The organism is Myxococcus llanfairpwllgwyngyllgogerychwyrndrobwllllantysiliogogogochensis, from assembly GCF_006636215.1.
GTDB lineage: Bacteria > Myxococcota > Myxococcia > Myxococcales > Myxococcaceae > Myxococcus > Myxococcus llanfairpwllgwyngyllgogerychwyrndrobwllllantysiliogogogochensis.
The window spans coordinates 24,655-37,840 of record NZ_VIFM01000027.1 but is presented as its reverse complement, the minus strand read 5'-3'; the positions used below and the strand labels follow the sequence as shown (position 1 = coordinate 37,840).

Sequence of the window (13,186 nt, the reverse complement as noted above, 5' to 3'; positions counted from 1 at the left end):
GCCCGGTATCCAGGCTTCGGTCTGGAAGTCAGGAAGCCGCACCCCGTCTCCGGTTTGGCCACTGGCTCCCTTTCTGACAATCCGCTGCAATCCCAACCGCGTCGCGGTGTCCGGTTGGACGGTGACCGGAGTCTGGGCAGGCGCGGCCTTGTCGAGCGGGTGTCAGAGCGGCTGGTGCATCACGAACGCATCGACCTCGCCCGCGGTGGGGTGCTGGAACGCGAGGGGGAGACGCCCGACGATTTCGAACCCGAGTGCCTGCCAGAGCTTCACGGCCCGTTCGTTCGTGCTGACGACGAAGTTGAACTGCATGGCGCGGTACCCACGCGAGCGTGCGTGCTCCATCGAGTGCGCGCACATGCGCCGCGCGATGCCTCGGCCCGTCGCGGCTGCGCTCGTCATGTAGCCGCAATTACAGACGTGTCGTCCGCCGCCTGCCTGGTTTGGGCGGATGAAGTAGGTGCCGAGAATGACACCGTCCTCCTCCGCGACGAACGTTTCCTTGTCCGGACCCATCCAGTATGCCAGCGCGTCCGCTTCGCTCATGTTCGCGTCGAGCGCGTACGTCGTGCCTTCGCGGATGGTGGGGATGATGATGGCTGCGATGGCCATGGCATCGGCGGCTTCGGCTCTCCTGAGGCGCATGACTGAAGCTTACTTGACCCAAGCAGACAGGCAACGCGGGCGCGGAGCCCCGGCTGGAGACGTGACCCGAGCCCGGCGCTCCCCTTGGATGACGTGGACCCGGAACTCGGCGTTCCCCCTGGAATGGGGCATGGCCGCAGTCAGTCTCCCTCGTAGCAGACGCCGACTTCACGCAGCTCGACCGTCGACCACTCGGCCGCGGGACACTTGCGGGCGATCTCGAGCGCCTCCGCACGGGTAGGGCAGTCGAAGAGGACGTAGCCCCCGACAATCTCCTTGGACTCGGCGAACGGGCCATCGCGGAGGGTGTGCTGACCGCCGCGGACCTCGACCCGCACCCCTTCCGAAACGGAGCGGAGCGAGTCGCTCGCCTTCCATATCCCTCGGGTCTTGAGGTCCTCGACGAAGCCCACCATCCGCTCCATCTCGCGCCCGCCCTCCTCGGGTGTCCGGCTCCTCTTGCGGGTGCTCTCTTCCAGAATCAACAACATGTACGCCATCACAGGCTCCGTTCGTGGGTGGCTTCGGAGCGTCCCCCATCCGCCCTTCGAGCAGAAGCGTTTCCTGCGCGTACCCGGATGCCGTGCTCACGCGCCTTGACGCGCTTCATAAGAACTGTTGCACGCCCTGCGGCACGATGGTGTGTACGGCGCGCTGCATCGGTGCTCCTAGCGCGGTGAAGCCACCGGGGTGCTTTTGAACCGCGAAGTGCCAGTGGTCATTGTCGTCCCTCCATCCCGCGATGAAGGCGATGCCTGGATTGGGGACGAGCGCGGGGTTGTCGCCGTAGCAGTACCGGCCATGCATCGCGGGGAGTGGGCCGCCGAGCGCCGTGATGGGGACGGCGGCAACCGGCGGCACGCCGGCGAAACCGGGCAGCGCATCGGGGCGCAGGGCCACCGACCGCACATTCGTGCCCGCGCCCATTCGGGCCGTGTAGAAGGCGCGTTCCGCGCTGAGCCTCCGGGCATCGACGTTGACGCCGCCAGCGAGCGCTGCCCCGCCCCAGGCCGCGGGTGCGTTGACCCCAGGATCCCAGGCAATGTGTGTCACCCAGACGTTGGCCGGCCCCGCGCCGCCCGCGGGCGTGGCGACGCAGAACGTGCAGCCGCTGAACATGGCGGTGAAGAAGAACCGGACGTGCGGGTCATTCAGATGCAGTTCGTTCGCGCCCTGTGTCGCCCACGGTAGCCAGTATGCGGTGTATTGGCGGGTCCACCGCCCCACGGGATTCGCGACGCGGGCGAGCCCGACCTTCATCACCTGCAGCGCCGCGTAATTGGCAGCCGCGTTGGTGAAGGCCAGTCCTGCCGGTGCCGCTGCTCCCAGTGCCTGGCCAAAGGTCTGTCCCGCGGGAATGTTGCCGCCAAAGGCTCCCGCGACGAAGTCAAACGTGAGCACCATCGGTTCCGGGCGGGCATAGACGTTGTCGACCGCCCAGCCCCCCTGACCCAGGTCCATCACGCAATGGCAGGTCGGGCAGGGCTGGGCCGGCAGCGTGACCATGATGAGCCGATTCATGAAACCGAGCGGGTCTGCCTTGAACCTCTTGTTGAGTTCATGCACGCGGCTGTTCCTCCGGAGTGGGCAGGAATGCAGTGCAATGCACAGTCCAACATGGCGTAAGGCTGTATTCGCCCGGTGATGTGCTGCGTGGTGGAGCGATTGCGTCCTCTGGGGACGCGGTTTCGTCCCTCCGGAACGCCGCTCGAAGGCGTGGCCCCAATCACGGTGAACTGGATGCGCGCCTCCCGAAGTCCCTGGGAGGCGCGCATCAGTGACTCGGTTGCTTCAGCTTCAGTAGACCACTACCGAGGCGTAGACACTGGTGCCGTTCGTATAGGCCACCAGGGCGCCGCCATTCGACGGGAGCGCCGCGACCGCTGGCACGGCGCCCGGTCCCACCGTCCTGGCATCCGTGGCCAGAATCATGACGGCTCCCACGAGCATCCGGTCCAACTGGATGTCGCCCGTCCCCCGCTGGGTGGCGATGTACGCGTTGCCAAGCGCGTCCGAGTCAATCGTCCTACGAGGAGCGGAAGTGACGTCCGTGGGGAGGCCCGGCACCTGGGTGCTTGTCCCCGGCGCGGACATGGGGATGACGTCCACGTTGTTGTCCCCGTTGGTGCCCGTGGCGTAGATGAAGCCGTTGGAGCCCGTCCAGTCCGAGAAAAAAGCCTGCCCCGGCGGGGAGCTCAGCGGGCCGAAGCTGGTCCCCTGGTCGCTGCTGCGGCTGATGCGGAAGGCGGGGGAGTCACTCACCGAGAAGACATCTCCGCTGATCTTGTCCACGAGGACGTCGAAGTAGGCATTGGCCTGGTCCACGTCTGTCGCGCTGAAGTCGTTCGCGCCTCGTGCGAAGTTCCGGAGGACGCGCACCCCTACGCTGCCTCGCGAGACGGAGATGTAGAGGGCGTCGCCCCTGGAATCCAGACTGATGGTGGCGTTGGCGGCCGCACTGAGGGACCGCGGCGCCTCCCAGCTCGCTCCCGCGTCGACGGTCCGGGTGAACAGCACCACGCCCGGGCTCGCCGTCGCCGCGACGTACGCGACTCCCGTGGGGCCGCCTTCAATCGCGACCTCCGCCGCGTTGGTGATTCCCAGGGAAGTGGGCCCCACCCAGGTGAGGCCACGGTCCACGCTCACGCTGACATGGACCTCGCCACCACACCGCATGACGACGTAGAAGCGCCCCAGTGCATCCACCGCCGCCTTGCGCCCTGTGTTCGAGTTGGCCGTGGTGCAGTTCAGCGTCCCGCTGATGAGCGTGGGGGGCACATTCGAGAAGGCATCCAGTTGGCACGTGGCGTCGCAGCCATCCCCCGGGGTCGTGCCGCCATCATCGCACTGCTCTCCCGTGGCGCTGTCGACCAGGCCGTCGCCGCACACCTCCACGCCCTGGCAGTCCGCCCGGCAGCCATCCCCCGCGACGCGGTTGCCGTCGTCACACACCTCACCTGAATCGGTGTTGCCGTCGCCACAGACAGGCGGCGGCCTGACAGTGATGCTGACCGTGGCGGTATTGGAGGTCTGTGTGCCGTCGCTGGCCGTGAAGGTGAACGAGTCCTCCCCATGGAAGTCCACGGCTGGCGAGTAGAGCAACTGGGCGCCCGTCCCGGACAGGGTTCCGTGAGCGGGAGGAGCCGTCACCGTGTACGTAAGCGCGTCCCCGTCCACGTCCGTGGCCGCCAACGTGATGGGCGTCGACGTGTTGTAGTTCACCGTCACCGAGGCGGAGGCCGCCACGGGTGCGTCATTGACCGGCGTCACCGTCACCGTCACCGTGGCCGTGGCCTGCTTCTCGCCGTCGGAGACCGTGACCTGGAAGGTGTCCTCTCCGGCGAAGTTCGCGTTCGGGGTGTACGTCACCGTCGCGCCCGTGCCTGTGAGCGTGCCGTTGCTCGGCGAGGTGTAGGAGAAAACAAGCGCGTCGCCATCCGGGTCCGCCGCGGGGATGGTGATGTTCACCGAGGTGTCCTCGGGGGTGGTTGCGTGGACGTCCTCGACCGTGGGCGCTGAGTTGTTGTCGCAGACGCTCGGCTGTCCCGTGCAGGTGTAGCCCGGCTCCACTTTGCAGACGCTGCTGCAGCCGTCTCCAGAGAGCTGATTGCCGTCGTCACAGATTTCGACCCCACCAATCACCCCATCACCACAGATGGGCCGCAGCGACGTCTCCACCGCGTCCACCAGGTAGAGCGCGAGCACCGCGCCCCTCAGTCGCACGTAGCGATAGGGCTGGTTCCCCGGGTACGTCGCCACCGCGACATGCGTCCCCAGGCCCAGTTCCACCAGGTGCAACGAACTGGAGCCAATGAACGTCCCATCCGCCTTCAGGAAGTCCACCTGGGCCACCAGCGCCAATGACAGGCCCTGGTAGTAGACGCGCAGGTCGCCGTTGCCTTCCTCTCCCTGGCCCAGGTCCAGCACCAGCGCTGAGTTGAGCAAGCCCAGCAGTGTCGCCGCCTGCCCGTCCGGAGCGCCCAGCGCCGCGCTCGCGTTGAGCACCGTCGCCGTGGTGCCCGACGCCACGGCGTCCGCATACGGGTCCCACGTCAACAAGGCGTCCAAACGCTCACGCGTCAGCGCCCCATCCTCCGGAAGACGAACCTTCTCCTCCAACGGCTCCACACCACACGCCCCCAGCGACAAGGCCAGCGCAAGGCCCAGCCCCCACGACCACGGCATGCCAGGACGGCTTCGCATCGAGTGTCTTCCCCCAAAGAGCAGGATGGAGCCCGGAATGGACCGTCCCCCCCATGGAATGAACGACACCTCTCCTTGCCCGCAACGGCTCAGCGCGCAACACCTTGATGGCCGGCGTCCTCAGACCACCAGCCGACCTGCCCTCGAGGACCATGGACAGAAAGTCCATGACATGGAACCGCCTGCCTCCGCGAATCGACGGGGCCGTGACAGGGAAGGGTAGCGCACCGCAACAGCGCCGGTGAGCCCCAGGAACGACGTCGCGCGGCGCCGCCCCACGCGCACTCCGGCGACGCTGTGAGACGTTGGGCGACGGGCACCCCACGCGCCGCGCCGGCTACCGCATCCTCTTCTCCGTACCCCCTTGCGGAGGAACGCTCATGCGTGCCGTGCTCCTGCTGTCCCTCATCCTTCCGCTGTCCCTCGCCCAGGCCCAGGGCCTCCAGGCCAGGCCAGGCCCCCTCGCCGTGCCCGCCGTCGCGGCGCCGACGTTCGCCCAGGTCATCGAGCGCGAAGTGCCGGCCCTCATGAAAGAAGCCCGTATCCCAGGCGCGGCGGTGGGGCTGATTGTCGGAGGCAAGCTGGTCTACGCCAAGGGCTTCGGCTTCGCGGACCACGCGGGCAAGGTGCCGGTGACCCCCGACACGGTGTTCAGCGCCGCCTCCCTGGCGAAGCCGGTCGCCAGCTGGGTGGCGATGCGTCTGGCCGAGCAGGGGAGCGTGCCGTTGGATAAACCCGTGGCCGATATGCTGTCGCCGTGGCCGCTGGCGCAGAGCCAGTTCGACCATCGACTCATCACAATCCGTCGCCTGCTGTCCCACACCGCGGGCACGACCTTGGGTGGGTACCAAGGGTGGCTCGATTTCAAGGAGCTGCCGAGCCTGGAGGAGTCGCTGGCCGGCAAGACGAATGGACGCGGCGCGGTGGAGCTGTTCGCACCGGTCGGTGCGAAGCTCCAGTACTCCGGCGGCGGCTACACCCTGATGCAACTGGCCATCGAGCGGACCTCGAAGCGCAAGTATTCAGACCTGGCGCGTGAGCTGGTGTTCCGGCCGCTGGGCATGAAACACAGCAGCGTCGCCATGACGCCGGAGGTGCTGGTCGGCGCGGCGCAGGGACACGGCGACGATGGTGCGCCGGTGCCGATGCGCTACTACGTCGAGCAGGCGCCGTCGACGCTGACCACTACCGTCCGCGACTTTGCCCGCTGGATGATTGCCGGCATGGCGAACACCGCCGGCGCGCATCCTCTGAGCCAGGCGCAACTTGCACAGCTGTACACCCCCGCGGAACTGAGCACGCCGCGCGCACCCGATGCGCCGGCCTACGGCCTGGGCCTCTTCATCGAACGCCTCGGTGACGGCAGCACCGCCGTCGGTCACGACGGACGCAACCAGGCCGGCTTCCGCGCCTTCTTCTCGATGCGTCCGCAATCCGGCGACGGCATCGTCTTCTTCAGCAACTCCCGCAGCGGCGTGGCTTTGGACCGCATCGTCTGCCTGTGGGGCGCCGACGTGGCCAAGGTCGATGCGGCGACGACCTGCAAGAAATAGCGTCGCGTTCTACCCGGTGCCTGGAGCTGCCCCGTTTTTCGCGGGGCAGCCTCAGGGCCTTTCACCGACAGAAAGGTGCCAGGGCTTTTTCGTGCGCTTCGGGTTCCCATGAATCGCGGCTCGCGCATTAGCCGCCCGAAAAGAAATCCTTCGGAGGCAGTGCCCATGAGAGTTCGGAGTCTTGCAGCGGTCCTTTTCATCGTGTTGTCCGCCTGTTCCGCCGGCACCGTGGACGATTCCCCGCGCCAGGAGTTGCTCGCCGGTGAGCACCAATCCCTCGAGGCGGGCGAGGTTTCGCTCTTCCTCGACTCGGCGCGCCCCACCATCGCGATGGACAGCGATACCGGCGCGGTGGAGCTGGGGATGAAGTTCCGCGTGTCCGTTCCGGGCACGGTCCGTGGCGTGCGCTTCTTCAAGGGAGGGGCCCAGAATGCCGGTCCGCACCGCGTGAGTCTGTGGAACCGGGCGGGCGCGAAGCTCGCGGAGGCGACCTCCACGAGCGAGACGACGACGGGTTGGCAGACGGTGCGCTTCGCTTCCCCCATCACCGTCATCGCGGGGACCACCTATGTCGTGTCGTACTACGCGGCGGCCGGACGGTACGGCGCCACCGTGGGCGGCTTCAACACGGAGAAGTCACGCGGCCCCATCCGGGGACTCGCATCGGGCGTGGACGGGGTCAACGGCGTCTATCGCTATGGCGGCGGCTTTCCGACGCAGGGCTACCAGAACACCGACTACGCCGTGGATGTGGTCTTCCTTCCGGACAGCACCGAGCCCTCGCCGGATACCCAGGCGCCGACCGCCCCCTTGGGACTCGTCGCGTCCGCGGCGTCCGCGAGCGCCATCAACCTGGGCTGGAATGCCTCCACGGACAATGTCGGCGTCGCGGCCTACGACATCTTCCGCGATGGCGTGAAGATCGCCTCCACGGCGAGCCGCACCTACTCGGACACGGGCCTCACGGCGGCCACGGCCTACAGCTACCTGGTGAAGGCGCGTGATGCCGCGGGCAATCTCAGCGCCGACTCGAACGCCGTCACGGCGACGACCGGCTCCAGCCCTCCGGCCGGCGGCTTTCCGAATGCGAGCAATACAGGAGTGCCGGCGGGAACGCAGCTCACGCCCTACACCGGACCGTGCTCCATCTCCGTGGCCAACACGCTCATCGACTCCAAGACGGTGAACTGCGACCTCACCATCCGCGCGGCGGGCGTCATCATCCGCAACTCGAAGATCAACGGGAGTGTCTCCACCGACGAGAACTCCACCGGCTTCTCCTTCACGCTCACCGACTCCCACGTCGACGCGGGTGACCGCATCGTCACGGGAGTAGGCGCCGTGAACTTCACCGCCGTTCGCGTGCACGTGCAGGGTGGCAATCGCTCCATCCACTGCTGGCACGACTGCGAGATTCGCGACTCCTACGTCCATGGCCAGATGACGGACGAGACGGGGACCGCGCACGAGTCCGGCATCCGGATGGGCCGGAATGTCACGCTCCGGCACAACACCATCGTCTGCGACGCGCCGGACGTGCCGCCCGACGCGGGCTGTTCGGCGGCGCTCACCGGCTATGGCGACTTCGCTCCGGTGGAGAACAACCTGGTGGAGAACAACTTCTTCCCCGGCACGACGGGTGGCTTCTGCGCCTATGGCGGGTCGTCCCAGGGCAAGCCCTACTCGGGCGCGACGAACAACATCCGCTTCATCGGCAACGTCTTCGGTCGCGGTCAGAGCGGGCGCTGCGGCTGGTACGGGGCCATCACCAGCTTCGACACCTCGGAGCCGGGGAACGTCTGGTCCAACAACACCTGGGAGGACGGAACGGTCCTTCCTCCGTCGAACTAGCGAGCCGCCTCAGGGCGGCATCCCGGAGGTCTCAATCGTGTCGCTCGATGGGGACCTCCACACCCGTGGCCTCCCAGACGTTGCCCTCGGCGGACAGCTGCGTCTGGGTGCTCACGAGCACGGCGCAGTCGTAGACCGTCCGGGCGCCGAAGACGTTGTTGCGCACCACCATGCCTTGAAGGCTTGTGCCGCCCGCATGTCCCAGGTTCACGATGCAACTGCCGCGGTCGAGCCGGTTGCGTTCCACCCTCACGTCTCGCGTGGGCCCCACTTGCTGGTTCACGAAGACCGCCGCGCCGATGTCTTCCCCGGGGCCATGCACGTTGCTGTCATAGATGCCGATGTCGCGCCCTTCGAAGACGCTGATGCCGTACTGGGCGCCCACCGGGTCCAATGCGTGGATCCACGAGGACTCCACCCGAGCGCCGGACCGCAGGCCCATCCCCACCACCACCCCATGCACGTCGAGCCGGCGCGCGGTGAAGCCTCCTCCCACCACGCCCCACTGGAGCGTCGAGGACTCCTCGGCGAAGACCTCGATGTCCTCCAGCAGGACGCCCGTCGCCCCTGAGACGTTGATGATGCCGTCAATCTCGCGGGGTACCGGCGCGTGCACGACACACCGGCGCACGGTGACGTCGTTCGCGCGGATGATGAGTCGACCGTGGATGTCCCGGTCCTCGAGCACGGCCCCCGGTGTGTCCAGCACGACGTCTCCCTCATGCCGGACCAGCGTCGTGCCCGGGGGGACGCCGGTGTTCCGCGGGCCGGGAAGGTCCGGGTTGGCCCGGCAGGAGACGTTGGCGGGACAGGACTTGCACGCGCCGTCCTCGCACCGGAAGCCATCCGCGCATTCGATGGGTTCGGAGCACAGGGGCTGCGCGAGCCCGAGGTCCTCGAGTGCGGAGAGCTGGCCGAAGCTCCGCGTCCCTTCGCTCCAGGAACCGGCCATCGGGGCTGGGAGGCCATCCCGGGTCATCCGGACAAGGGAGGCGGGGCCACGGTGGCCCGGGGCCGACTCGGCGCGCATCTCCACCCGCGCGGGGACGGCGAGCGTCCGCATGGAAGGCTCCAGGGCATAAGCCACCCCCACCGACCAGCTCCGCACCCCCAGCTCCCGGAGTGAGACGGTCTCCTCGCTCTTGAGTGCTCCCGGCGGAAGGGTCACCCGGAGGCGACCATCGCGGGAGGTGACGGTGCCGCCTTCGCGTCCGATGACACGCACGTCGGGCCGCCCGCGTGCATCGAAGAGGCCTTCACCACACGCGCACGCGAAGAGGCCCAGGGCCGCGATGAGGAGGACGTCACGCATCAGAGTCGGAAGCCCAGGCCGGTGACGGCTTCGACCGCGGGCCGAAGGACCACGCGGTCATTCAGCCTGAACGAGGCGAGCTGTGCCTCCACCTCCGAGAACCAGGAGACCCGGCCCCCGAGGGGCAGCGCATGGGAGAGCACCGCCCCCACGCGTCCGCGGAACGCCGTCCCTTCCGACGTGCTCGCCACCGACTGCCGGACCGCATCCGCCCCCAGCCTGCCACCGGCTTCGAGCCCCCGGACAGGAAGCCGCCAGAGCCACGCGACATCCCCTCCCAGGCTCCGGAGCGCGTAGGGCAGCCCGGCATCCTGGCCCCGGCCGTCCTGGTATCTCGCGCGGAGCCGCAGCGTCTGGGATGTCCCCATCGCGACGTCCCCTCCCAGCACCAGCGCGGGCGCAAGTCCCATGCCCCGAAGTGGCGGTGTGTTGAGACCGACCGCGGCGAGCAACTCCAGCTTCCGTCCGACGGCCTCGCCTCCCTTCTCTCCGCGCTCGGCGAAAGGCCGCTGCGTCAGCGTGACGGTCGTGGCCGTCCGCTCCTCCCCGCGCACGAGTGCGAAGGCGCCGGTCCGGACATCGTCCGCGGTCGTGCGAATCAGCCGGTAGCTTCCGGCACGCAGCGCGAGCTGCCGTGGCTTCACCGGGTCCTCTCGGAGCTCCAGCACCTCGCCGAGCCCCTCGTCGCGCACGACGAGCCAGCGCCTGTCGGGCTCCGTCCCCGGAGCGAAGACAAGACGCGCGTCCGCGTGGCGCAGCTCGGTGAGCACGAGCTCGCCCTTTCCCTTCAGGTCCAGGGCATACGTTGGGCGCTGGGCGACTCCGGAGACCTCGGCCGTATGGGAGACGGTCTTCGCATAGGCATAGCGATAGGCTTCCTGGAGCGTGATGCGACTGTCTCCATCGGCGTCCGCGGCGCCGCGAAGCCCGGCCGTCAGGTGGTGCGTGAAGAAGCTCCCGCGCAGCTCCGCGCTCTCGAGCGCGTTCTCCCCTGGACCCGAGGACGCGAGAATCGCGGTCCCATCCGGGGACTCGTCGCTCGTGACGTCGAGCGCGAAGCCACCGGGAAGGGCCTTCGCCCCCTTCGGGGTGATGAGCCCTCCGGACCTGCACGCATCCACGAAAGCCAGTCGCACGTGCGCACGCGAGGCCCCGAGCAGCTTCCTCAGCTCGGCGAAGGAGAGGCTCTCGCTTCCCAGCTCCAGGCCTTGCTCCGTGGCATGCCCGGACCAGTAGAGGAGCAGCAGGTTTCGCCGCGAGGAGTGGCGGGCCGCTTCGGCGATGCGCTGTTCGAGCGCTCGCACCTCCGCGAGCAGCCGCGCGCGAGTGGGCTGATGAAGCACGCGCACGTCCTCGCCGTGAAAGCCCCCGAGCTCCTTCAGCGTGTCCGCGAAGCGCGAGGCATCCGCCTCCGCGAAGCGGAGCCGCGCGTGGCCCGGTGCGCCCACGTTGCCGCCGACCGCGAGAGCAAAGCGCCGTTCGGGCAACTGGGCCTTCGCGGAAGCCGCGAAGAAGAACACGAGGAGCAACGCAAGCCGGCTCATGGAGCGCCGCGCTCGAGCAACACCGTGGCGGTCCGAGCGCCGGGGATTTGAACTGTCGTGGAGTCCCGCACCGGGCTCCCCTGGAGAGCCTGCTCCACGACGGCCCAGCTCAGGGGCTCCCGCGACATCACCGCCCAGATCCGCTCCGGGCCTTCAGCCGCATCGAGCACCGCGCTGCCCGGAAGCAGCTGTGTCCCGTCCACCGCGAGTGGTGTCGTCCCTTCCGCGGGCACGAGGCGGGAGACGGCGCCCGTCGAGTCGACGGAGGCAATCCAGACAAAGGCCGCCGCGCCCGGCGCGACCTGGAAGCGGAGCGCCTCTCCTGGTCGCACCCGCTCGCCCTGGGTCGCGGCTCGCGGCGCTCCCTGCCCTCCGATGTAGACGGTGAGCTCCTCGCCCTTGGTCGCATAGAGCGGGGACTCCGGGGGAGGGGAGCGGAGGAAGAACAGGGCGGCCGCGGCGAGGGCGGCCGCCGGCAGCAGTGGCGCCCATCGCGGCAGAGGCCGGGACCTGGCCTGGGTCGTCGCCATCCAGCGAGGGTTCTCGCGGGCGAACGCGCGCGAGGCCTCCGCGGCGGACCGTTCCCAGGTCTGGCAATGGGCACACCCGGCGATGTGCCGGGCAGTGGCGGGATTCGCGTGGAGCAGGTGCTCCTCGAGCGCGAGGTCGCTCGGGCACTGCGCCGTCCGTGCCGCGTTCATTCGAAGACCCCTCGGCGGGCGTTCGCCAGGAAGAGCTGGATGCGCTTGCCGACCGTCTTGCGCGAGAGGCTGAGAAGCTCGGCGGCCTCCTCCTGGGAGTGGCCGTCGACGAGCACGAGCCACGCGACCATCCGCTCGTGCTCCGTGGCGCAGGAGAGCGCCTTGAGCGCCATCTGCCGGTCGGCCACCTCCGCGAAGCTGTCCGTGGGCGCGGGCGCGTCGTGGTTCAGCTCCGCCCCGCTCGCCGTCTCCCAGGCATCGTCGCGCAGTTGGGCGAAACACACCCGCGTCGCGACGACGTAGACCCAGCGCAGTTGTTCGGGTTCCGGAGGAAGCCGGGAGCGATGACGCACCAACTGCATGTAGACCTTCTGACAGGCGTCCGCGGCCTCGTCTGGATTGCGCAGGATCTTCAGACACCGGCGGTAGATGGCCGGTCCCAGTCTGCGGCAGACCTCACTGAGGGCATCACCGTCGCGCATCAGGGAAATCCGATGAGGGGAGGACATCTACCGCTGCGACACCGAGCGTACACCCAGCCTCCGAACGGCGGAAGACGGAGCGGCAGGGGCGGTTCAGCGCGGCGCGGTGCCGCCATCCGGGTTGGAGCCGGGGAGGTTGATGCCGAGCGCGTTCGCGAGGAGTGAGGGCGTCGCATCCCCCGGCAAGACGGAGGTGAGCCTCCCTCCCGCCCGGCGCTGACTCGCGCTCCTTCAGTGGGGGGAAGGCGGCTCGCCGTGAGCATCGATCACCGTCGTGATGCGCGTTTTGACGCACTCATGCAGGGTGGCCGAGCTTCTCCCTCTTCATGGGACGGTCCATCGTCCACGTTCGCCACGAAGATGGGCCTTTGCCGTTTCTACCGTGTCGCCGCGAGAGGCCCTGCTTCTCAGCTTGAGTTTATCGCTTTTGCTGAGGTCTCTCCAAGGCTCGAACATGTGCGAGGTTCGCGACTGCCAGAGAACAACGCCCCTCCAGCCACCTCTCAGCGACTGCTCGTGAAGAAATGAATCAAGCTTCTGGGTGAGTGATATGGGTTTCAGCTCTTTGCTGAGAAGAAAGTCGAGGATCGCAGGTTGTCTTGATTGAACGGCTCTGACGATGGAGGTCGCGACGACGACTGTGCGCTGGCTCGGAAAGGCATGCTTTGAGAGCATGGACTTGACGTCACTCAGCCGGCCTTCGTCCACGGCTCGGTATACTTTTTCGGCGACTTGCTTTTCGCGTGCGTTCGTGACGAGCCAGAGCGAGACCAATCCCGCGAAGGGTAGAAGAATCAAGAGCCAGTCAGTCAGCGTCTCCATGAGTTCAGCATATCGTTCGGCTGCGAGGGGCTGACAGAAAATGGGGCACACCACGCCCTCCGGGCCCACGCTG

The 13,186-nt window shown here is 67.9% G+C and carries 11 protein-coding genes; 2 read left to right on the top strand and 9 right to left on the bottom strand.

The features are described from left to right. Positions 1-162: 162 nt before the first annotated feature. The 4 genes from FJV41_RS09430 to FJV41_RS09415 form a co-directional block, all read right to left on the bottom strand. Complete coding sequence (locus FJV41_RS09430) at positions 163-645, bottom strand: GNAT family N-acetyltransferase (RefSeq protein WP_141642101.1); 483 nt, start codon at positions 643-645, stop codon at positions 163-165. Between the two features lie 140 nt (positions 646-785). Then, positions 786-1,145: a YciI family protein gene (locus FJV41_RS09425; protein ID WP_141642100.1), complete on the bottom strand. Its 360-nt coding sequence runs from the start codon at positions 1,143-1,145 to the stop codon at positions 786-788. A gap of 106 nt (positions 1,146-1,251) precedes the next feature. Next, positions 1,252-2,211, bottom strand: coding sequence for a hypothetical protein (locus FJV41_RS09420; protein WP_141642099.1), 960 nt, complete (start codon positions 2,209-2,211; stop codon positions 1,252-1,254). Positions 2,212-2,442: 231 nt separating this feature from the next. Further along, positions 2,443-4,848, bottom strand: a complete 2,406-nt coding sequence (locus FJV41_RS09415) for a tandem-95 repeat protein (protein ID WP_141642098.1) — start codon at positions 4,846-4,848, stop codon at positions 2,443-2,445. A gap of 380 nt (positions 4,849-5,228) precedes the next feature. Between FJV41_RS09415 and FJV41_RS09410 the strand changes: the two genes are divergently transcribed. Beyond that, positions 5,229-6,401: a serine hydrolase domain-containing protein gene (locus FJV41_RS09410; protein ID WP_141642097.1), complete on the top strand. Its 1,173-nt coding sequence runs from the start codon at positions 5,229-5,231 to the stop codon at positions 6,399-6,401. Positions 6,402-6,566: 165 nt separating this feature from the next. Next, positions 6,567-8,252, top strand: coding sequence for a DUF4082 domain-containing protein (locus FJV41_RS09405; RefSeq protein WP_181790517.1), 1,686 nt, complete (start codon positions 6,567-6,569; stop codon positions 8,250-8,252). Positions 8,253-8,283: 31 nt separating this feature from the next. On the opposite strand, the gene FJV41_RS09400 is transcribed toward FJV41_RS09405, so the two are convergent. The 5 genes from FJV41_RS09400 to FJV41_RS53570 form a co-directional block, all read right to left on the bottom strand. Then, entirely contained in the window at positions 8,284-9,564 is a 1,281-nt protein-coding gene (locus FJV41_RS09400; protein WP_141642095.1) for a right-handed parallel beta-helix repeat-containing protein, read from the bottom strand. Next, complete coding sequence (locus FJV41_RS09395) at positions 9,564-11,108, bottom strand: caspase family protein (RefSeq protein ID WP_141642094.1); 1,545 nt, start codon at positions 11,106-11,108, stop codon at positions 9,564-9,566. The genes FJV41_RS09400 and FJV41_RS09395 overlap by 1 nt, the downstream gene beginning before the upstream one ends. Further along, a complete protein-coding gene (locus FJV41_RS09390; protein WP_141642093.1) occupies positions 11,105-11,809 on the bottom strand; it encodes a DUF4384 domain-containing protein in 705 nt (234 codons plus the stop codon). The genes FJV41_RS09395 and FJV41_RS09390 overlap by 4 nt, the downstream gene beginning before the upstream one ends. Beyond that, the gene (locus FJV41_RS09385; RefSeq protein WP_174465285.1) at positions 11,806-12,291 is read right to left on the bottom strand and encodes an RNA polymerase sigma factor; all 486 of its coding nucleotides are present in this window, start codon (positions 12,289-12,291) and stop codon (positions 11,806-11,808) included. Before FJV41_RS09385 ends, FJV41_RS09390 begins: the two co-directional genes overlap by 4 nt. A gap of 324 nt (positions 12,292-12,615) precedes the next feature. Then, entirely contained in the window at positions 12,616-13,113 is a 498-nt protein-coding gene (locus FJV41_RS53570; protein ID WP_246137107.1) for a hypothetical protein, read from the bottom strand. Positions 13,114-13,186: the final 73 nt, after the last annotated feature.

Excerpts from the sequence above, each read along its gene's own strand:
- FJV41_RS09425 (WP_141642100.1), bottom strand. The coding sequence starts at position 1,145 with ATGGCGTACATGTTGTTGATTCTGGAAGAGAGCACCCGCAAGAGGAGC.
- FJV41_RS09400 (WP_141642095.1), bottom strand. The coding sequence starts at position 9,564 with ATGCGTGACGTCCTCCTCATCGCGGCCCTGGGCCTCTTCGCGTGCGCG.
- FJV41_RS09410 (WP_141642097.1), top strand. The coding sequence starts at position 5,229 with ATGCGTGCCGTGCTCCTGCTGTCCCTCATCCTTCCGCTGTCCCTCGCC.
- FJV41_RS09385 (WP_174465285.1), bottom strand. The coding sequence starts at position 12,291 with ATGCGCGACGGTGATGCCCTCAGTGAGGTCTGCCGCAGACTGGGACCG.
- FJV41_RS09390 (WP_141642093.1), bottom strand. The coding sequence starts at position 11,809 with ATGAACGCGGCACGGACGGCGCAGTGCCCGAGCGACCTCGCGCTCGAG.
- FJV41_RS09415 (WP_141642098.1), bottom strand. The coding sequence starts at position 4,848 with ATGCGAAGCCGTCCTGGCATGCCGTGGTCGTGGGGGCTGGGCCTTGCG.
- FJV41_RS09405 (WP_181790517.1), top strand. The coding sequence starts at position 6,567 with ATGAGAGTTCGGAGTCTTGCAGCGGTCCTTTTCATCGTGTTGTCCGCC.
- FJV41_RS09395 (WP_141642094.1), bottom strand. The coding sequence starts at position 11,108 with ATGAGCCGGCTTGCGTTGCTCCTCGTGTTCTTCTTCGCGGCTTCCGCG.
- FJV41_RS53570 (WP_246137107.1), bottom strand. The coding sequence starts at position 13,113 with ATGGAGACGCTGACTGACTGGCTCTTGATTCTTCTACCCTTCGCGGGA.
- FJV41_RS09430 (WP_141642101.1), bottom strand. The coding sequence starts at position 645 with ATGCGCCTCAGGAGAGCCGAAGCCGCCGATGCCATGGCCATCGCAGCC.